The sequence below is a fragment of the Aureimonas sp. N4 genome, from assembly GCF_001463925.1.
In the GTDB taxonomy this organism is placed as follows: Bacteria; Pseudomonadota; Alphaproteobacteria; order Rhizobiales; family Rhizobiaceae; genus Aureimonas; species Aureimonas ureilytica_A.
Window position 1 is genome coordinate 35,800 of record NZ_BBWS01000025.1, and the last position, 19,109, is coordinate 54,908.

Sequence of the window (19,109 nt, forward strand, 5' to 3'; positions counted from 1 at the left end):
CGGTGCGAGACCGGGCATGGTTAGAGGTCCTTGCAGAGACGAAGCGCGTCGTAGATCGCGGCGTGGATGTTGCGGCCCGCGACCGCATCTCCAAGACGGAAGAGCTGGAAGCCGTCCCCGTTCTTGGGTTGCGGGCGACCTTCCACCAGGGCTTCCTGATCGATCTGCCCATGGTTCACCGATTTGGCCTTGAGGTCGAAATAGAGGCCATCCACCGGCAGCGTGCCGTAATCCACGACGACCCGGTCTACGACGCGTTCTTCCTCGGCGTCCGTATGCGTGTTGCGGAGCGCGGCGACCAGACGATTGCCCTCTGGATAGATTTCGATCAGCTCGACATTCGGCGTCATCATCACGCCGAGCTTGTAAAGCTCACGAATGTGGATCGGCTGGTTGGTGGTGCCGATTTCCTCGCCGATCATCCGGTCATGCGTCGCGATCTCGACGAGGCAGCCGCGCTTGGCCATGAACTCGGCTGTGGACGAGGCATTGTGCTGCCCCTGCTCGTCATAGAGCAGAATGGAGCCGGTCGGTTCGATCTTGCCGGATAGGACATCCCATGTCGAAATCGCAAATTCATGCGCCCCCTTGGCATGGCCGAGGTTCGGCAGACCTCCCGTCGCGACGATCACGACATCCGGGTTTTCGGCCAGAACCGCCGCCTCGCTTGCCTCCGCGCCGAGCCGGATATCGACGCCGAGCTTGGTGACCTGGCCCTGCAGCCAGCGCGGGATGCCCGAAAGCGCCTCGCGCCATGTGCCCTTGGCTGCGATCTGGATCTGGCCGCCGAGGCTCGGCTGCTTCTCGAACAGGATGACGCGGTGCCCCCGCTCGGCCGACACGCGCGCGGCCTCCAGCCCCGCCGGACCGCCGCCGATCACGACGATCGTCTTGCGCGGGCCGTCCGTCCTCGCGATGACATGCGGCATTTTCGCTTCGCGGCCGGTCGCCGCGTTCTGGATGCAGAGCGCATCGCCGCCGACATAGATGCGGTCGATGCAATAGCCTGCACCGACGCATTGGCGGATATCGTCCGCACGCCCTTCCTGAAGTTTTTTGACGAGATGCGGGTCGGCGATATGGGCGCGCGTCATGGCGACCATGTCGACATGTCCCTCATGCACCGCGCGCGCGGCGGTCGCCAGATCGGTGACGCGCTGCGCATGGAAGACGGGCACGTCCACCTCGCGCTTGATGGCGCTCGGCAGAAACAGGAAGGGCGCGACCGGGAAGCTCATGTTGGGCAGCGAGATCGCATGGGCGATATGATCGCGCGCCTGCCCGCCGATGATGTTGAGGAAGTCCACGAGACCCCGGCGGGAATATTCCGTCGCGATGGTCAGAAGGTCTTCGTGCGTCAGTCCGTCCGCCACCATTTCGTCGCCCGACATGCGAATTCCGATCAGGAAATCCTCGCCCGCCGCCTCGCGCATGGCCTCCAGCACCTCGATGCCGAAGCGCATCCGGTTCTGGAGCGAGCCGCCATATTCATCGGTGCGTTGGTTGATGGAGGGAGACCAGAACTGGTCCACAAGGTGGCCATGGGCGGCCGAAATCTCGCAACCGTCGAGCTGGCCTTCTCGCGCGCGGCGGGCAGCGTCGGCAAAGCCGCGCACAACGCGCTGGATGTCCTCCTTCTCCATCTCCTTCGGGACCGAGCGCGAGGCCGGTTCGCGCCGCACCGAAGGCGCGATGGTCGGCATCCAATTGTCGGTATTGTCCTTGGTACGCCGGCCCATATGGGTCAGCTGAATCATCAGCTTGGCGCCGTGGCGATGAACTCGGTCGGCGAAGGACTGGAAATGCGGGACGACGCTGTCGTCGGTCAGCGAAATCTGCGCCCAGGGCGTCGCCGGGCTGTCGATCGCGACCGAGGATGAGCCGCCGAACATGGTCAGGCCGATGCCGCCCTTGGCCTTTTCCTCGTGGTAAAGCTGGTAGCGCTCCTGCGGCTTCCCATCCTGACCATAGCCCGGCGCGTGGCTGGTCGACATGACCCGGTTGCGGAAGGTCACGCCGCGAATGGTGAGGGGTTTCAGCAGCGCTTCGGCATGGGCGATCATGACAGGCTCTCCGCAAGCGGAACGGAAGGAACGGGGCGGATAGGGGCAGGGGCACGGGTCGCAACCCGCTCGGCGCGCGGCGCATGGCCGAAGCGGCGGCGATAGGCGGCCGAGAAATGCGCCGAGGAGACAAAGCCGGACGCGACGCCGACGGCAGTGACGGCGAGGTCGGATTGGCGCAATAGCTCGCGGGCATGGTCAAGCCGGAGCGCCATGGAGAATTCGGCCGGACCCATGCCGGTATGCTGGCGAAACAGCCGTTCCAACTGGCGAGGCGAAAGCCCGACGCGAGCGGAGACCGCCGCGACGGTGAGCGGCGCACCGATCGTCTTGGCCATCAAGGCCCCAGCCTGTTCCAGCGCGGGATGGCGCAGACCTTTGGAGCGAAGCGGCGCATGCTGCGGCTCGGCCCCGCCGCGCAAGCGATCCATGACGAACTGCTCCGACATGCGTTCGGCCACGTTGCGCCCCAGACGCGCTTCGATGAACGCGCCCATCATGTCGATCGGCGCCGACCCGCCCGTGCAGGTGAAACGGTCCCGGTCGATGACGAAGAGATCGTCCACGAAGTCCACGCCCTGAAATTCCTCTCGGATGGCGCCGAGATTTTCCCAGTGAATGGCGCAGCGATAGCCATCGAGAAGTCCGGCTTCGGCCAAGGCAAAGCTGCCGGTGCAGAGCGATCCGAGGCTGACCTTGCGGCGCGCGAGGCGACGTAGCGCTTCCCGCGTCGTCCGGTCGATCGCGCGCCGGATGTCGATGCCCCCGCACACGAACAGAATGTCGAGAGCGGCTGCCTTATCGAGCGCCACGGTCGGGGCGAGCGTCAGGCCACCCGAGGCTCTGGCCGGCGCGCCGTCGAGCGTCAGAACCTGCCAGGAATAGATTTCCGTTCCGGCCACGTAATTGGCCATCCGGCACGCTTCGATCGCCGCCGAGACGGCGATCAGCGAATAATTGGGCAGCGTCAGAAAGCCGAACCGCGTGAGATCGGCCAGCGGGAGAGCCCCGGCGCTCATGATCCTACCGCTCGATGACGACGTCGGAGCGCGGCTTGGCGCAACAGATGAGAATCTGCCCTGCGTCGATCTCGCGCTGGCGAATGCCGCCCTGATGGGTCATCTCGACCTCGCCCGACACTTTCTTGGACTTGCAGGTGCCGCAGAGCCCCTTGGTGCAGGAGGAGGGAAGGCGCAGGCCCGCGCGCTTGGCGGCTTCGAGGATCGGCATGTCCTCCGGGCATTCCACCACACGCTTGGTCTTGGCAAATTCGATCCGAAAGGTGCGCGTCGCCGGAGCCATCTCTTCGGCGGCCGTTTCGACCTCGGCTTTCTCGCCCGGCGAAAGCTCTTCGAAATTGAAGCTTTCCTCGTGATAGCGCGCCATGTCGAAGCTCGCGCCTTGCAGCATGGCGCGAACGGCCTTCATGAAGGGCGAGGGGCCGCAGACGAAGACTTCCCGCTCGCGGAAATCCGGCGCGACGGCTTCCAGCATTCCGGCGGACAGACGCCCGCGCAGGCCCGGCCAGCTTCGTCCCGGCGCGTCGCTCTCGCAGACATGCGCGACGCGGATCGAGCGATTGCGCCGGCTCATCATGGCCAGCTCGTCCTCGAACACGATGTCGGCCGGCGTGCGGGCGGCGTGGAGAAAAACCGTGTCGCGGATTTCGGCCAGATCATAGGCCGCACGGGTCATGGACATCATCGGCGTGACACCGCTGCCGCCCGAGATCAGGAGATATTTGCCGGAGGCCGACACATGGCGAGCCCAGGAAAACTCACCCATCGGCCCGGTCGCCTTCAGCGTCATGCCGGGCTTGAAATGATCATGCAGCCAGTTCGAGACCGGACCGTTCGGCACGCGCTTCACCGTGATGGAGCAGGTGTCAGGGCGGGTCGGGGAGGCGGAGATCGTGTAGCAGCGGTAGATGGTCTCGCCGTCGATCTCGAACTCGAAGGTGAGAAACTGGCCGGGGTCGAAGACGAAGCGGCGGCGGGTGCGCGGGGCGAAGACGAAGGTCTTCACATCGTGCGTTTCCTCGCGCACCGCGCGGCAAACGAGGATGTCGTCCTCTTCGGGGTCCCAGAGATGAAAGCCGGTGGGCGCGGGAGCGGTGGCCTGATCCATGGCGGCCTCTCAGAGGGACAGAGAGGTCGTGTCGAAATGCGCGCGCATCCGGCCGATATACCAGTTGCAGAATTTCTCGACGAGCATCTCGGTGTGGGGCGAGTAGGGGCCGGGCTCGTAGGCCGCCGTGCGCGCGCCGGACTGGCAGAAGCCGACCAACTCGGAGTCCTGCGCGTTGGTCGACATCCAGACGCTGATGAGATTCTCGAGGTCGTAATCGACGCCTTCCACCGCGTCCTTATGGACCAGCCATTTGGTGCGCAGGAGCGAGCGCTCGGCATCCAGTGGGATCACCGAGAAGGTGACGGCATGATCGCCCATGAAGTGATGCCAGGAATTGGGCTGCGTCCAGAAATGCAGCCCACCCATCTTCGCGCTGGGGAAGCGTCCCATCGGAATGCGGCAAGCGGCCTTGGTGTCCATCGTGTGGGACTCGCCGTCGCCGTCGAGCGGCAGGCGCTCTGTGCGATAGCCCGTCACCATGTCATCCAGATGCTCCAGCATCCGGCTGGGAATGCCTTCGTTTTCCCATTCCCGATGGCTGTCGGTCACGAGGCAGCCGTAGCGCGCGGCCTGCTCGCGTTCGGCTTCATCGAGCTCTTCCGGCGCGAAGCCGAAGCCATAGGCAAACAGCGGGACGGTCAGTTCGGGATGGTTGGCCCCGCAATGGTAGCACTCGCGGTTGTTCTCCATCGTCAGCTTCCAATTGCCCGGCTCGATCAGATCGTGCTGATAGGCAATCTTGGCCTCGCGAATGTTATGCGGCGCGATATAGGGGCCCATCGCCGCCGCCATCTCGTCGAAATCGGCCGGTGGCTCCTCCGCGAGGCAGATGAAGATCAGGCCTTCGAGCGAGCGGACATGAACCGGCTTCAGCCCGTGGCATTTGCGGTCGAAACCCTCGCCCATATGCTCGGCGTGGATTAGCGCGCCGGACAGATCATAGGTCCAGGAATGGTAGCGGCAGACGAGATTGCCGACCGTCGTCTTCTCGTCATGCACGAGGCGCGCGCCGCGATGGCGGCAGACATTGTGGAAGGCTCGGATTTCATTGTCGTCGTCGCGCACGATCAGGATCGCGTTCGCCCCGATATCGACCGTCATCGCATCGCCCGGCTCCGGCACATCGGGCTCGACCCCGACGAAGATCCAGGTCTGCTCGAAAATCGCTTCCAGATCGGCCGCGAAAATCTCGGGGCTGGTATAGAAAGGCGCTTCCAGCGAATAGTTCGGCCGGCGTCGGCGGATCAGCGGCAGGAGCGGCGTGGTGGTGCGGTCGAGCATTGACGGTTCCCCGTAAGAGGGTGGCGACGTCACTCAGTCTGGAACCATTCCGAGGTCATAACTTCCATGTTTGCGACACAAACTGTCAAAAACACGACATGCTCGAACATAGTCACATCGCTAATTCTTTGTGCAATGCGAAGGGCTTAGCAGTTGCGAAAGACCCGAAATGCAAGCGGCGCCAACCCGAAGGCCAGCGCCGCTGAAAGAAGCATGGTATTTCGCCTGTCAGTCGTAGGAGCGAGCCGCTTCGATAATATAGCCGAGCGTGTAATTGGCGAAGGATCGCCAGACATCGATCTGGAACTCCTCCGCACCGATTCGCTGCAGGATGATCTCCGTCTTGGCCAGAACCGTCCGGGTCGCCATCCCGACCGGGAAAGCGCGCAGGTCGAGATCGAGAGGGCAGCCGGCGGCGAGGACGCTGGCGGCTTTCGGGCCCGTCAGCGCGAAACCGAGCGAGCGATGGCTGACCTCGACCAGCGAATGAGGGATGCCCTCCAGCGCGGCTTCGATCCCGGCGAACAGGGCGCCGGCTTGATCATAGGGGGCGACGAGCAGCCATTCGTCCGGCCCGAGCCACAGGGCGCGGCGATCCGACGTCTCGTTGAAGCGGCAGGCCTCCTGCGGCAGGGCGAGTCCGAAGCTCTCCTCTACGCGGGCGAAGCCATTGTCCTGGCGCAGGCGGAGCGCGAAGCGGGCGCGCGGGCCGAGGCTCTCGATTCGGACGGGCGAACCGGGGTCGCCGAAAGGCAGGGCGATCGGCGCGGGGCCGGGGGAAATCGCGGCGTCAAGCATTGAGGCGCTCATTCGCTTTGTCGTGGAACACGGGATCGACAATGGTTGCGGCGATACGCCCGCCCGGCATCGGAATATCGACCGTCTCGCCGATCCGCGCGCGACCGTTGCGCACGAGAGCCAGCGCGATGGAGCGGCCGAGCGTTTCGGAGCGATAGGACGAGGTGACATGGCCGAGCGCGGGGATGGAGGCGGGAGCGGCGGGATCATTCATGTGATCCACGACCTGCGCGCCTTCTTCCAGAACCGTCTGCGGCTCCAGCGTCAGGAGACCCACCATCTGCTTGCGACCGGAGGCCGAGAGGGCGGGGCGCGCCAGCGAGCGCATGCCGACGAAGTCGTGCTTCTTCTTGGCGACGGCCCAGGTGAGGCCGACATCGTCGGGGACGGCCGTGCCGTCCGTTTCCTGGCCGACGATGATATAGCCCTTCTCGGCGCGCAGAACGTGCATCGTTTCCGTGCCGTAGGGCGTGATCGCGAAACTCTGGCCGGCCTGATGAACGGCTTCCCAGACCTTGCGCCCTTCGCTGGCCGGCACGTTGATTTCGAAGCCGAGTTCGCCGGTGAAGGACACGCGCCAGAGCCGCATCGGCACGCCGGCGATCCGCCCTTCGCGCCAGGTCATATGCGGCATGGCCTCTTTGGAAAGATCCACGCCGTCCACCAGCGGCTCGATCACCCGCCGAGCATCCGGCCCCTGTACGGCGATGACGGCCCATTCCTCGGTGGTCGAGGTCAGCCAGACATCGAGGTGCGGCCATTCGGTCTGGAGATAATCTTCCATATGGTTGAGGACGCGCGGCGCGCCGCCCGTTGTCGTCGTGATGTGGAAGCGGTCTTCCGCAATGCGGGCGATCACGCCGTCATCCATCACGAACCCGTCCTCACGCAGCATAACGCCATAGCGCAGGCTGCCGACGGCGAGCTTCTTGAATGGATTGGTGTAGAGCCGGTCCACGAATTCGGCGGCATCCGGCCCGACGACCTCGATCTTGCCGAGCGTGGAGGCGTCGAACATACCGACCGACGTGCGCACGGCGCGGCATTCGCGGGCCACCGCCGCATGAATGTCCTCACCCCCGCGCGGGAAGAAATGCGCGCGCTTCCAGATGCCGACATCCTCGAATTTCGCGCCATGCTCCACCGCCCAACCATGGATCGGCGTGGTGCGCACGGGGTCGAAAAGCGGCCCGCGCGCAATACCGGCGAAGTTGCCGAAGGTCGTGGGAGAATAGGGCGGTCGGAAGGTGGTGAGACCGATCGCGGTTTCCGGTCGCTTCAGCTCTTTCGAGACGATGGCGAGTGCGTTGATGTTGGACAGGCGTCCCTGGTCGGTCGCCATACCCGTCGTCGTGTAGCGCTTCACATGCTCGATGGAGCGGAAGCCTTCCTGCGTCGCGAGGCGAACGTCCTTCGCCGTCACGTCGTTCTGGAAGTCCACGAAGGCCTTCACCTTGCGCGGATCGCCCGCATGGAAGGTCGCGCCCCGGAATGCGCCATGGCCGACCGGCATCTCCTCGACCCTATAGGGGGAGGCGCCACCGCCGCCCGCCGCGTGCCCGTCCGCCAGCGCGCCGGCCAGATCGAACACGCCCCGGCAGGCACCGGCCGAGCGTTCCTGCTCGACTGAGTCTGCCGGGATATAGGCTTCGATCGTCTCGTCCCAACGCATCTTGCCGCGCGACTGCGAGAAGAGCGAAATGGTCGGCGTGAAGCCGCCCGACATCAGAAGGCAATCGCATTCCAGCGTTTCGCCCGTCTGCTGACCTTCGCGAACCAGGGTCGCGGAGCGGATGCGAAGACGGCCCGAGGTCGCCGAAACGGCGGTGCCGGGATGGATGGCGATGCCGGCTTCGCGCGCCTTCTGCACATAAGGCCCATCGGGCGCGGCGCGCAGATCGGCGATGGCGGCGATGGTGACGCCGCGTGCCTTGAGGTCAAGCGCCGCGCGATAGGCGCTGTCGCCGGCCGTGACGATGACGGCGCGGTGGCCGGGCAGGACCCCGTAGCGCACCGCATATTGGCGCGCGGCCTCGGCCATCATGACGCCCGGCCGGTCGTTGCCGGGGAAGACGAGCGGGCGCTCGATGGAGCCCGTGGCGAAGACGACGCGGCCGGCGCGCACCTGCCACATGCGCTCGCGCGGCAGATGGCCGGGCGGGTTCGCCAGATGTTCGGTCACCCGCTCGGCGAGGCCCAGCAGATTGTGCGGGTAGAAGCCGAAGGCCGTGGTGCGCGGCAGAAGCGTCACATTCGGGCGCGAGCGCAGCTCATGCAGCATGTGCATGGCCTGGATCGGCGCGGTGTGCCCGTCCACCACCGCCTCGCTCTCGTGCAGAAGCGAGCCGCCCATTTCGCTCTGCTCGTCACACAGGATCACGCGCTGCGACGGGTCTTCGGATGCTGCCAGCGCGGCGGCAAGGCCCGCCGGGCCAGAGCCGACCACCAGCACTTCGCAATGGGCGAAGATCTGCGCGTAGCGATCGGGGTCGGGCAGGGTCGGGGAATGGCCGAGACCGGCCGCGCGGCGGATGATCGGCTCGTAGAGCTTCTCCCAGGCCGAGCGTGGCCACATGAAGGTCTTGTAGTAGAAGCCGGCCGAGAAGAACTTGCCGAGAATGTCGTTCGCCGCGCCGACGTCGAAATTCAGCGAGGGCCAGCGGTTCTGGCTCAGCGCGTTCAGGCCGGAATAGAGCTCCACTTGCGTCGCGCGCAGGTTCGGCGCAACGCGTGCCGCGTCGCGCCTGATATCGACCAGCGCGTTCGGCTCTTCCGAGCCCGCCGTGACGATGCCGCGCGGGCGATGATACTTGAACGACCGGCCGACGAGATGGACGCCGTTGGCGAGCAGCGCCGAGGCCAGCGTGTCGCCCTGATAGCCGCGATAGCTCTGCCCGTCGAAGGTGAAGCCGAGTGAGGCCGTGCGGTCGATCCGGCCGCCGGAGGAGGTGCGAAAACGGTTCATCGAGCAACCTCCCCGGACCATGTGCCGACATTGTCTCCGCTGAGTGCCGGGCGATGCTCTTCGACGCCGTCCGGTCGGGGCTCGCCGATCTTGTAGGTCGTCACGAAGAAGTCGGTTCTCGTATCGCGCACGGCGTTGAAGAAGCGCGCGCAGCCATGGATATGGCGCCAGCGCTCGGCATGAAGCCCGCGCGGGTTGGAGCGTGTGTAGAGGAAGGCGCCCCAATCGTCCGCACCCACGTCCGACGGCGTTTCCGCGCGCATCACATGCGCTTCGCCGGCATAGCGGAATTCGAGTTCGGGGCGGGGGCCGCAATAGGGGCAGGTGATCAGAAGCATCGGTCGGCCTCGCGGGGGAGGAAAGGGCGGGTCAGTGCGCGACGGCGGCGGCCGCCGCCTCGTCGATCAGGACGCCATCGCGGAAGCGCTCGATCGTGAAGGGCGCGTTGATCGGGTGCGGCTCGTCGCGGGCGATCGTGTGGGCGAAGAGATTGCCGGAGCCCGGCGTCGCCTTGAACCCGCCCGTGCCCCAGCCGCAATTGACATACAGGCCAGGGACCGTCGTCTTGGCGAGGATAGGCGAGCGGTCGGGCGTGACATCCACGATGCCGCCCCAGGAGCGCAGCATCCGCACCCGGCGAAAATCGGGAAAGAGATCGCAGATCGCATCCAGCGTGTGATTGGCGATATGGAGCCCGCCGCGCTGCGTATAGGACGTGTAGGCGTCCGTTCCCGCGCCGATCACCAGTTCGCCCTTGTCGGACTGCGAGATATAGGCGTGGATCGTGTTGGACATGACGACGCAGGGCACGACGGGCTTCAACGGCTCCGAGACGAGAGCCTGCAGCGGGTAGCTTTCGAGCGGCATACGCAGGCCGGCCATGTCCATGACGACCGAGGTATTGCCAGCGGCTACGACGCCGATCTTGCAGGCCTCGATCGCGCCGCGCGTCGTCTCGACGCCCGTCACCGCGCCGTTGGCTCCGCGCCGGATGGCCGTCACCTCGCAGTTCTGGATGATGTCGACACCCAGCGCCGAGGCCGCGCGGGCATAGCCCCAGGCGACGGCATCGTGCCGCGCCGTGCCGCCGCGCCGCTGGAGCGCACCGCCAAGCACCGGATAGCGCATAGTCGAGGCGTCGATATTGAGCGGCGGGCAGTAGTCCTTGCACTCCTGCGCGCTCAGCCATTCGTTGTCCACACCCGCCAGACGGTTGGCATGGACGTGGCGTTTGAAGACCTGAATGTCGTGAATGTTATGGGCGAGCATGAGCACGCCGCGCGGGCTGAACATGACGTTGTAGTTCAGATCCTGCGACAGGCCTTCCCAAAGCTTCACGGCATGGTCGTAGAGCGCCGCCGACTCTTCGAACAGGTAGTTCGAGCGGATGATCGTCGTGTTTCGGCCCGTGTTGCCGCCACCGATCCAGCCCTTTTCCAAGATCGCCACATTGCGGATGCCGTGCTCCTTGGCGAGGTAATAGGCCGTCGCCAAGCCATGGCCGCCACCGCCCACGATCACCACGTCGTAGCGGCTCTTGGGCGACGCGTCGCGCCATTGCGCTTGCCAGCCCTTGTTGGAGCCGAGCGCCTTGGCGATGATGGAAAAGCCGGAAAACTTCTGCATGGATCGATCCGATCTGCGGTGTCGGACATCACACTCGCACCCGCGAAACCGCCGCCGCGATGACGGATGCGGCGTCGGCTTTGTACGAATCCGACATGTGTCTTGTCTGCGACATCGGGCGCCGGGCAAGGCGTCGACAGGGTGAGCGGTGGCACCCGAAAAACCCTGCATTCGAAGCGTCTTTTCTGCTGCATCGGCCGGCCCCATCGCCTAACACCGGAGGGTCGCCTCGACACTGGACTCGTTTCAAACGCCGGGAGCCGTCGACCATGCTGCACGACATGCCGCTGATCGAAACCATCGTCGCGGGTCTGGGCCTTGCCTTTCTCCTGGGCACGCTGGCGCATCGGCTCGGTGCGTCCCCGATCGTGGGTTATCTCCTGGCCGGCGTCGCGGCCGGGCCGTTCACGCCCGGCTTCGTGGCGGATCAAGGCCTGGCGGGCGAGTTGTCTGAGCTGGGCGTCATTCTTCTGATGTTCGGTGTCGGTCTGCATTTCTCGCTGGGCGATCTCCTGTCCGTGCGGGCCATCGCGCTGCCGGGCGCCATCGCGCAGATCGCGGCGGCAACGCTCTTCGGCATGGCGCTGTCCTGGCTTCTGGGCTGGGGGCCGGGGGCGGGTCTCGTCTTCGGCCTCGCCCTTTCGGTCGCCTCCACGGTCGTGCTCTTGCGGGCCATGCAGGAGCGACGGTTGATCGAGACCGCGCGCGGGCGCATCGCGGTCGGCTGGCTGATCGTGGAAGACCTCGCAATGGTTCTGGCGCTGGTGCTGCTGCCGGCCTTCGCGGGGCCGCTGGGGGGTGACCCGTCCGCCGTGCATGGCGCGAGTTCCGATCTGGGCTTCGGCGTTCCCGGCATCATTCTCGTGACGGTCTTCAAGCTCTGCATCTTCGTGGTCTTGATGCTGGTGGTCGGCCGGCGGGTCATCCCTTGGCTCCTGCAACTCACCGCTGCCTCCGGCTCGCGCGAGCTGTTTCGCCTGGCTGTGCTCGCCATCGCGCTCGGCGTCGCCTTCGGCGCGGCCTCGCTCTTCGGCGTTTCGTTGGCGCTCGGCGCCTTCTTCGCCGGCATGATCATGAGCGAATCGGAGCTCAGCCATCGCGCGGCCGAAGATTCGCTCCCTCTTCGGGATGCTTTCGCGGTTCTGTTCTTCGTCTCGGTCGGCATGTTGTTCGACCCGGCCTCGCTGATCTCCGATCCGCTGCCGGTGCTGGCGACGCTGCTAATCATCGTCGTCGGCAAGTCGCTCGTCGCCTTCGCGCTGGTGCGCCTGTTCGGTCATCCGACCTCGACGGCGCTCACCATTTCCGTCTCGCTGGCGCAGATCGGCGAGTTCTCCTTCATCCTCGCCACGCTGGGCCTGAACCTGAAAATTCTGCCGCCCGAGGCGAAGAACCTGATTCTCGGCGGCGCGATCCTGTCGATCGTCCTCAATCCCTTTCTTTTCGCCTGGGTCGATCGCTGGCGAGAGGCGGAGGGCCGCTCGGCTCAGGAAGGCGGCGGTGAAGAAGGGAAGGATACGACCTTTGGTGAGACGAGCGAGAAGCAGACGCATATCCCAAGTGGCAGCGTGGCCATCGAGGACGGCGCGCTGCGCCGCACGGAGCTGAGCGATCATCTTGTGCTCGTCGGCTATGGCCGCGTCGGCTCCAAGATCGCACGGCGGCTGGCCGATGCCGGCCGCGCCTTTCTTGTAATTGAGGACGCCGACAAGCGTGTGGCGCGGGTGCGCGCGGCCGGGTTCGAAACGGTGGTCGGCAACGCCGTGAAGCCCGAAGTGCTGGACGCCGCGCATATTGCCGGCGCGCGGGACCTGGTGCTCGCCTTTCCCAACAGTTTCGAGGCTGTCGCGATGATCGCGGCGGCGCGCGCCGCCAACCCCGATATTCGCATCACCGCCCGCGTTCATTCCGGCGAACAGCGCGAACGCCTGATCGATGCGGGCGCCGATACGGTGGTCAATGGCGACGAGGTGACGGCGCAGGCGATCGCCGATCATGTCCTCTCCATCGGGCCGGATGCGCCGGGCGCAAAAGGGCCGATCTTTGCCGATGACCACGGGCAGCTTTCGGAACCGTCCGATGGCGATGAGTTGACAGAGCCAGCCGAACGCTTACCCTGAGAAGCATCCAGGGGGAGTTCCAGCAGCGGAACTGAGAGGCCGGAGCACGATCCGGCGACCCCACGAACCTGATCCAGTTCGCACTGGCGTAGGGATGGAGCGTTTGCGCCTCCGACAGGGATGCACCGCTCGGCCAAGAGGCCGACGCCGCGCGTGAACCTGTTGGAGCGAGCGTTCCGCTCCCGTCCTGCGAGCGGCTCGCGCTTTGGCGGAGACGATGATGACCTCGACGCAACGCTCTTTCGTTTCGGACGCTCGTTCGCGCGCATGGTGATCCATGTCCTGGGTGCCGGTGTCGCCGGGCTGACGACGGCCGTTCGGCTGGCCGAGGAGGGGCGGTCCGTCGTCGTGCACGAGGCCGCAACGGAACTCGGCCAGCGCGCGGCCTCGTGGCTCGCGGGGGGAATGCTCGCGCCCTATTGCGAGGCGGCGACGGCGGACCCCGCCATCATCGAGCCGGGTCTGCGCGGCATTGACTTCTGGGCGGACCGGGTGCCGGTCGAGCGGCGGGGAACGCTTGTTCTGGCCGCACCGCGCGATGCGGCCGATCTCCGCCAGTTCGCCGCCCGCACCAAGGCTCATCGCCTCCTGGATGCGGACGGCATTGCCGCGTTCGAGCCCGATCTCGCCGGGCGGTTTCGCCAGGGCTTGTTCTTCGAAGACGAAGCGCATCTCGATCCGCGCCAAGCCATGGCCTCCCTCGTTCGGCGCATTCAGGATCTCGGCGGTACGTTTCTCTGGGGCTCGCAGGCCGAACCTGCCGCGTTGTCGAGCGACACCGTCGTCGACTGCCGAGGTCTCAAGGCCCATGCGCCGGGTCTTCGCGGCGTGCGCGGGGAGATGGTGCTGGTGCGCAGCCGCGACGTCAGTCTGGCCCGGCCGGTTCGCCTTCTGCATCCGCGCTGGCCGATCTATATCGTGCCGCGCGAGGACGGTGTTTTCATGATCGGCGCGACCATGATCGAAAGCGAGCGCGGCGGGCCGATCACCCTACGCTCGGCGGTGGAGCTTCTGACAGCGGCCTTCTCCTTGCATCCGGGGTTTGCCGAAGCCGAAATCCTGGAAACGGGCGCTGCCTGCCGCCCGGCTTTTTCCGACAATCTGCCGCGCGTGACGCAGAGCGGACGCCATGTCTGCTTCACCGGGCTCTATCGCCATGGGTTTCTCCTGGCGCCCGAGCTTTCCGGGCAGGCGGCCCGCGCCGCACTATCCCTCATGGAGGCCGCATGATCCTGCATTTGAACGGTAACCCGTGCGAGGTCGAGGCGGGCTCGCTCGATGCGCTGCTTCGGGAACTCGGTGTAGAGCCCGAAGCGGTGGCGACCGCGCTCAACGGCGAATTCGTGCCGCGCGGCGAGCGGGCGGACACTCCGCTCACGGCGGGCGACAGGATCGAACTTCTCAGCCCGATGCAGGGAGGGTGACGCGATGCGCATCTACGATCGGACCTTCTCCTCCCGCATGATGCTGGGCACGGCGCTTTATCCCTCGCCGGCGATCATGCAGGCGGCCATCCGCGCGGCCGAGCCGGCGCTGGTCACCGTGTCGCTTCGCCGCGAGCAGAATCTCAGCGCGCCGCGCGGGCCCGGCTTCTGGGACGAGCTGCGCGCGCTCGGCGTCGCCTTTCTGCCGAACACGGCCGGCTGCCACACGGTCAAGGAAGCGGTGACAACGGCGCGGATGGGCCGCGAGCTTCTGGGCACCGACCTCGTCAAGCTGGAGGTGATCGGCCATGCCGACACGCTGCAGCCCGATGTCTTCGGTCTGGTGGAAGCCGCGCGCATCCTGTCGGGCGAAGGCTTCCGCGTCCTGCCCTACACGACCGAAGATCTGGTTGTAGCCGAACGGCTGGTCGAGGCGGGCTGCGAGGTGCTGATGCCTTGGGCCTCGCCGATCGGCTCGGGTCTCGGGCTCAACAATCGCTATGGGCTGCGCTCGCTGCGCGCGCAGTTCCCCGACGTGACGCTGATCGTCGATGCAGGGCTCGGCCGGCCGAGCCACGCGGCCGAGGCTCTGGAACTCGGCTATGATGGGGTTCTTCTCAACACCGCCGTTGCCACATCGGGCGATCCGGTCGCGATGGCACGCGCCTTTCGTCTGGCGGTGGAAGCCGGGCGGCTCAGCTTCGAAGCGGGCGCGATGGAGCCGCGTGACATGGCGGCGCCCTCGACACCCGTTTTCGGAAAGGCGGTTCTATGAGCGCCTCTCGCCTCGTGCTCGATGCTTTCTATCCCGTGATGCCGGATGCCGCCTGGATCGAGCGGATCGTGCCGCTCGGGGTCAAGCTCGTGCAACTTCGCGCCAAGGATATGCCGGATGCCCGCCTGCGCGGGGAGATTCGCGGCTCGCTGGCGGTCTGCAAGGCCCATGGATGCCAGCTCGTCGTGAACGATCACTGGAGGCTGGCGGCCGAGGAGGGCGCGGATTTCGTGCATTTGGGCCAAGAGGATTTGGCGGAGGCCGATCTGACAGCGATCCGTGCGGCAGGACTCAAGCTCGGTCTGTCGACGCATGACGAGGCCGAACTCGAAACCGCCCTGTCGGCCCGGCCGGACTATGTGGCGCTGGGTCCGGTCTGGCCGACCATTCTCAAACAGATGCCCTGGGCGCCGCAGACGCCGGAACGTCTGCTGATCTGGCGCAAGCGCGTCGGCGATCTTCCCTTGGTGGCTATCGGTGGGCTCCGGCCTGAGCGCGCCGATGCGGTGTTCCAGAATGGGGCGGATAGCGCGGCCGTGGTGACAGACATCACCCTGCACGCCGAACCGGAGGCGCGTGTCCGGGAATGGTTGGCCATCACGCGCAGATGACATGTCGATGCAACCTGAATGCAACTAATTAGCCAGCGGTTTGCACTTTTTAGTTGATCTTTCATGCAACCTAAAGCATGTTTCCTGCATAGGTTATCTATCAGGGGACGTAGATGTCGGTCGCGAAATCGTTCAACACCCGGCCGCTCTATCAGCAGGTGGCGGACGAGTTCGTCTCGCGTATCGTGTCCCGCACCTGGGCGCCCGGCCAACTCATCGAGAACGAAGCGGAGATCGCGCGATCGCTCGGCATCAGCTTGGGGACGGTGCGCAAAGCCTTCGACATCCTGACCGAAAACAAACTGCTGGAACGCCATCAAGGGCGCGGCACGGTCGTGGTGGATTACGAGGCGGAGAAGACGCGCAGCCGCTTTTCCAACATTCTCGATCGCTCGGGCAATCGCGTCTCGGGCGACGTCACCATGTCGGGCCATGACCTGGCTGTTCCGCCGGCACCGATCGCGGATCGCCTGGGTCTATCGGAGCGTGTGCCGGTCCTGACCTTCGAACGTCGTCGAACCTATGCCGGGCGCTTGTTTCTGATCGAAACGGTTTATCTCCGCGTCGCCGCTGCCACGGCAACGATGAGCCCGGCCGAAATGGTGCAGCTGTCGAAAAGCCGCTGGATGGGGCACGACATCGCGACCTACAAGGTGGAAAAAGTTGCCAGCGCGACGGCGGAGGACGAGGACCGAGCCGCGTTCGGTCTGAGCGGTGAGGCAGCGATTCTGACGCTGGACCGCGTGATCTACTCCTACCAGAACAAGGCGCTGGAACTGCGCATCGGCCGCTGCCATCTGGGCGGCGATCTTCTTTATTGCTCCGACTGACGTGACGTGCCGAAAAGCAGGGCAGGCCGTCAGGCGATTTTCTGACGCCGCTGCCCGCTCGGCAAAAGGCAGCGATCGATAAAGGCGCGCAGCTGCTTGACGGCTTCGCTGCGCATTGGCTCGATCTCCAGAAGCACCTCGTGCCGTGCGCCCGGCACGACATGGCAATGCACATCGAGACTGCCGGCTTGCTCCAGGCGAGCGGCGAGCGATCGGACCGCAGCGCCTTTCGCGGTGGCCGGATCTTCGCTGCCCCCCAGACAATGGATCGGCAGGCGATGGGGCAGATCGCCGAGCGGAGTCACACTGGCCCCTGCGCTTTGCCAGTTCAGAATGTCTTCCACCATGGAAATGGTGGGCGTCCATCCGCAAAGCGGGTCCGCGATGTAGCGGTCCACTTCGCTTTCGTCATGGGTCAGCCAGTCGAAGGGCGTGCGTCTCGGCTGAACCGAACGGCTCCAAACGTCGAACGTGGCGCGCGCAAAGAGCGCGCTCGCCACATCCGAACCTTTCAGCGCCTTTTCCGCCTTGAACGCCACGGTGCCGATCCGCTCAGACCAGCCGCGCTCGAAGCTGGCGTTCCAGAGTGCCAGCCCCGCCAGACCTTCGCCGAAGGTGCGCGCATGGTTGAGCGCGATATAGGCGCCCATCGAATGACCGAGCACCACGACCGGCTTTCCCGGACTGTCGGCTTCGGCCTGATGGCGCACGGCCTGCACGTCACGCAGAACCTTCGCCGCGCCGTTGCGCCCTCCGAAGCGGCGGAGCGGCGCGTCGAGAGCGGTGGTCGATCCGTGTCCGCGATGGTCATGGGCATAGACGGCGATACCGAGATCCGCCAGTTCGCGCCCGAGCCTGGCGTAGCGTCCCGAGTGCTCGGCGAGTCCATGCAGGATGAGAAGCACGGCTCGCGCCTCGCCCTCGGGAAGGAAACGATGAAGACGCAGGGCCGCGCCGGTCGGACTGTCGAGAAGGTTGGAACTGGCGAGCACGGGACAAAAGCCGATATGCAGACGGAAAACTGACGCAGACTTGGCGTAAGCGCGGAAAAACGCAATCCGCTGGTCTCAAATTCGGGGATGGATCATGGTTCGACGCTTGGGCTTCCTGCTGATGGGAGCCGGCCTCCTGTTCTCGGTCTCGTCCGCCAAGGCGCAGGTCCCCATGAGTGGGGAATTCGTGGCGGAGGCAAGCTGCTTCGCGACACCCTCCATCCGCTCGGACAACAATCCCGGTCGCATCGTGACCGAGCCCGGACGGCACTATGACCTCATCGGGCGAAACGCGATGCCGGGCAGTCATTACCTGATCCGCGTACCGGGGGCGGACCCTGAGCGGCGCTGGGTGCCTTACGGATGCGGGCGCGTGACGGATGGGAACTCGTCGGCTGATCGCGGCGCTTCGCCGCCACCGGCTGGAGGCCACACGGATTCCTTCGTTCTGGCCGCAAGTTGGCATCCCGCCTTCTGTGAAACGCGGCCGAAGCGCACCGACTGTCGCTCGGGCGGGGTAGCCGGTCATGGTTTATCGCTTCATGGGCTATGGCCGCAGCCGCGCGGACGCGAATATTGCGGCGTGTCCGCTGCCGTTCGGGCCGCCGACGAATCCGGGCGCTGGCGCGACCTGCCACCGGTCGAAATCAGCGCGGCGACCCGGGAGGCGCTGGCGCGTGTCATGCCCGGCACGGTTTCTCAGCTCGACCGGCACGAGTATTGGACCCACGGCACTTGTTACGATGGCGGTGCGGAGGCGTATTTCGTGCAGTCCATTCGACTGATCGATGAACTCAATGCCTCGCCCGTTCGCGATCTCTTCGCCAACGCGATCGGACGCGAATTGAGCGCGGCCGAGATTCGGGCGGCCTTCGACAAGGCCTTCGGTGCGGGGGCGGGGGCTCGCGTCCTCTTGGACTGCGAAAGCGACGCGGCGGGACGCCGGCTGGTCGGGGAGTTGCGGATTTCGCTGCGCGGCGCACCGGGGCAGGGCGCGAGTCTGGGCGAACTCATCCGGGCCGGCGACGCCACCGCGCCCGGTTGCCGCGCGGGACGCGTGGACGCGCCCGGTTTCGGCTGAGCGTCAGGCCCGGTCGGGCACTTCGTAATCGGCCGAATAACGGATTTCGCGCAAGGGACGGACGCTCCGCGTGGAGGCTTCGTAGATCGGGTCGGCCTTGTAGGCCGCGAGCGCTTCTCGATCCTTGAACTCGGCATAGACGACCAGATCGACATCATTGCCCATCGGGTCGACGCGGGCGTTCTCGATGACCTCGAAATGCTCGTGGTGCCGGATGGCACCGAGGGTTTCGAGCCCGGCTTTGATGCGAGGCAGGTCGGTCTTGTCCTTCGCACTGAAGAAGACGATGTGCCGGATCATGTCGGCTCCGCTTTCGAGAAATCGGTCCCGCGCTGCATCCGCTCTTCGATGCGGTGCGTCAAGCGGGGAGTGGGGCGCAATCCGGCCGGACGCATTTTCCTTGCCGCCTTTGT

The 19,109-nt window shown here is 65.7% G+C and carries 17 protein-coding genes and 1 riboswitch; of the genes, 7 read left to right on the forward strand and 10 right to left on the reverse strand.

Features of this window, described 5'->3' with window-relative positions; genetic code table 11:
• Window positions 1-20: 20 nt before the first annotated feature.
• From AUL28_RS08095 to AUL28_RS08130, 8 genes are all read right to left on the reverse strand, one after another.
• A complete protein-coding gene (locus tag AUL28_RS08095; RefSeq protein ID WP_062231526.1) occupies window positions 21-2,063 on the reverse strand; it encodes an NADH:flavin oxidoreductase in 2,043 nt (680 codons plus the stop codon).
• Window positions 2,060-3,082: a GlxA family transcriptional regulator gene (locus AUL28_RS08100; RefSeq protein ID WP_062222092.1), complete on the reverse strand. Its 1,023-nt coding sequence runs from the start codon at window positions 3,080-3,082 to the stop codon at window positions 2,060-2,062. Before AUL28_RS08100 ends, AUL28_RS08095 begins: the two co-directional genes overlap by 4 nt.
• Window positions 3,083-3,086: 4 nt before the next feature.
• Window positions 3,087-4,190: a hybrid-cluster NAD(P)-dependent oxidoreductase gene (locus AUL28_RS08105; protein WP_062231528.1), complete on the reverse strand. Its 1,104-nt coding sequence runs from the start codon at window positions 4,188-4,190 to the stop codon at window positions 3,087-3,089.
• 9 nt (window positions 4,191-4,199) lie between these two features.
• On the reverse strand, window positions 4,200-5,474 hold the full coding sequence (locus AUL28_RS08110; protein WP_062231530.1) for an aromatic ring-hydroxylating oxygenase subunit alpha: 1,275 nt from the start codon (window positions 5,472-5,474) through the stop codon (window positions 4,200-4,202).
• A 228-nt stretch (window positions 5,475-5,702) separates the two neighbouring features.
• Window positions 5,703-6,272, reverse strand: a complete 570-nt coding sequence (locus AUL28_RS08115) for a sarcosine oxidase subunit gamma (RefSeq protein WP_062231532.1) — start codon at window positions 6,270-6,272, stop codon at window positions 5,703-5,705.
• Complete coding sequence (locus tag AUL28_RS08120; protein WP_062231535.1) at window positions 6,265-9,237, reverse strand: sarcosine oxidase subunit alpha family protein; 2,973 nt, start codon at window positions 9,235-9,237, stop codon at window positions 6,265-6,267. Before AUL28_RS08120 ends, AUL28_RS08115 begins: the two co-directional genes overlap by 8 nt.
• Window positions 9,234-9,575, reverse strand: a complete 342-nt coding sequence (locus AUL28_RS08125) for a sarcosine oxidase subunit delta (RefSeq protein ID WP_058600482.1) — start codon at window positions 9,573-9,575, stop codon at window positions 9,234-9,236. Before AUL28_RS08125 ends, AUL28_RS08120 begins: the two co-directional genes overlap by 4 nt.
• 31 nt (window positions 9,576-9,606) lie before the next feature.
• Window positions 9,607-10,863, reverse strand: a complete 1,257-nt coding sequence (locus AUL28_RS08130) for a sarcosine oxidase subunit beta family protein (protein WP_062231537.1) — start codon at window positions 10,861-10,863, stop codon at window positions 9,607-9,609.
• A gap of 269 nt (window positions 10,864-11,132) precedes the next feature.
• Between AUL28_RS08130 and ybaL the strand changes: the two genes are divergently transcribed.
• The 6 genes from ybaL (at window position 11,133) to AUL28_RS08160 (ending at window position 16,623) form a co-directional block, all read left to right on the forward strand.
• Window positions 11,133-12,983 (forward strand): YbaL family putative K(+) efflux transporter, encoded by a 1,851-nt coding sequence (gene ybaL, locus AUL28_RS08135; protein ID WP_062231539.1) that lies wholly within the window; start codon window positions 11,133-11,135, stop codon window positions 12,981-12,983.
• Window positions 12,984-13,095, forward strand: a riboswitch (TPP riboswitch). It abuts the gene before it with no gap.
• 41 nt (window positions 13,096-13,136) lie between these two features.
• Window positions 13,137-14,213 (forward strand): FAD-dependent oxidoreductase, encoded by a 1,077-nt coding sequence (locus AUL28_RS08140; protein ID WP_306302755.1) that lies wholly within the window; start codon window positions 13,137-13,139, stop codon window positions 14,211-14,213.
• Window positions 14,210-14,407 carry a sulfur carrier protein ThiS gene (thiS, locus tag AUL28_RS08145; protein ID WP_062231541.1) on the forward strand — a complete coding sequence of 66 codons (198 nt, stop codon included), beginning with the start codon at window positions 14,210-14,212 and terminating at the stop codon, window positions 14,405-14,407. Before AUL28_RS08140 ends, thiS begins: the two co-directional genes overlap by 4 nt.
• A 4-nt stretch (window positions 14,408-14,411) precedes the next feature.
• Window positions 14,412-15,182 (forward strand): thiazole synthase, encoded by a 771-nt coding sequence (locus AUL28_RS08150; RefSeq protein WP_062231543.1) that lies wholly within the window; start codon window positions 14,412-14,414, stop codon window positions 15,180-15,182.
• Window positions 15,179-15,793, forward strand: coding sequence for a thiamine phosphate synthase (locus AUL28_RS08155; RefSeq protein ID WP_062231545.1), 615 nt, complete (start codon window positions 15,179-15,181; stop codon window positions 15,791-15,793). Before AUL28_RS08150 ends, AUL28_RS08155 begins: the two co-directional genes overlap by 4 nt.
• A 113-nt stretch (window positions 15,794-15,906) precedes the next feature.
• On the forward strand, window positions 15,907-16,623 hold the full coding sequence (locus AUL28_RS08160) for a GntR family transcriptional regulator (RefSeq protein ID WP_062231547.1): 717 nt from the start codon (window positions 15,907-15,909) through the stop codon (window positions 16,621-16,623).
• 29 nt (window positions 16,624-16,652) lie between these two features.
• Here AUL28_RS08160 and AUL28_RS08165 read toward each other — a convergent pair whose 3' ends face one another.
• Window positions 16,653-17,615, reverse strand: a complete 963-nt coding sequence (locus AUL28_RS08165; protein WP_062231548.1) for an alpha/beta fold hydrolase — start codon at window positions 17,613-17,615, stop codon at window positions 16,653-16,655.
• A gap of 94 nt (window positions 17,616-17,709) precedes the next feature.
• Between AUL28_RS08165 and AUL28_RS08170 the strand changes: the two genes are divergently transcribed.
• Window positions 17,710-18,696, forward strand: coding sequence for a ribonuclease T2 family protein (locus tag AUL28_RS08170; protein WP_062231550.1), 987 nt, complete (start codon window positions 17,710-17,712; stop codon window positions 18,694-18,696).
• A gap of 3 nt (window positions 18,697-18,699) precedes the next feature.
• Here AUL28_RS08170 and AUL28_RS08175 read toward each other — a convergent pair whose 3' ends face one another.
• Complete coding sequence (locus AUL28_RS08175) at window positions 18,700-18,996, reverse strand: Dabb family protein (RefSeq protein WP_062231552.1); 297 nt, start codon at window positions 18,994-18,996, stop codon at window positions 18,700-18,702.
• Between the last annotated feature and the right edge of the window lie 113 nt (window positions 18,997-19,109).

Coding starts and splice junctions, on each gene's coding strand:
- AUL28_RS08095 (WP_062231526.1), bottom strand. CDS start 2,063: ATGATCGCCCATGCCGAAGCGCTGCTGAAACCCCTCACCATTCGCGGC.
- AUL28_RS08100 (WP_062222092.1), bottom strand. CDS start 3,082: ATGAGCGCCGGGGCTCTCCCGCTGGCCGATCTCACGCGGTTCGGCTTT.
- AUL28_RS08105 (WP_062231528.1), bottom strand. CDS start 4,190: ATGGATCAGGCCACCGCTCCCGCGCCCACCGGCTTTCATCTCTGGGAC.
- AUL28_RS08110 (WP_062231530.1), bottom strand. CDS start 5,474: ATGCTCGACCGCACCACCACGCCGCTCCTGCCGCTGATCCGCCGACGC.
- AUL28_RS08115 (WP_062231532.1), bottom strand. CDS start 6,272: ATGCTTGACGCCGCGATTTCCCCCGGCCCCGCGCCGATCGCCCTGCCT.
- AUL28_RS08120 (WP_062231535.1), bottom strand. CDS start 9,237: ATGAACCGTTTTCGCACCTCCTCCGGCGGCCGGATCGACCGCACGGCC.
- AUL28_RS08125 (WP_058600482.1), bottom strand. CDS start 9,575: ATGCTTCTGATCACCTGCCCCTATTGCGGCCCCCGCCCCGAACTCGAA.
- AUL28_RS08130 (WP_062231537.1), bottom strand. CDS start 10,863: ATGCAGAAGTTTTCCGGCTTTTCCATCATCGCCAAGGCGCTCGGCTCC.
- ybaL (WP_062231539.1), top strand. CDS start 11,133: ATGCTGCACGACATGCCGCTGATCGAAACCATCGTCGCGGGTCTGGGC.
- thiS (WP_062231541.1), top strand. CDS start 14,210: ATGATCCTGCATTTGAACGGTAACCCGTGCGAGGTCGAGGCGGGCTCG.
- AUL28_RS08150 (WP_062231543.1), top strand. CDS start 14,412: ATGCGCATCTACGATCGGACCTTCTCCTCCCGCATGATGCTGGGCACG.
- AUL28_RS08155 (WP_062231545.1), top strand. CDS start 15,179: ATGAGCGCCTCTCGCCTCGTGCTCGATGCTTTCTATCCCGTGATGCCG.
- AUL28_RS08160 (WP_062231547.1), top strand. CDS start 15,907: ATGTCGGTCGCGAAATCGTTCAACACCCGGCCGCTCTATCAGCAGGTG.
- AUL28_RS08170 (WP_062231550.1), top strand. CDS start 17,710: ATGGTTCGACGCTTGGGCTTCCTGCTGATGGGAGCCGGCCTCCTGTTC.
- AUL28_RS08175 (WP_062231552.1), bottom strand. CDS start 18,996: ATGATCCGGCACATCGTCTTCTTCAGTGCGAAGGACAAGACCGACCTG.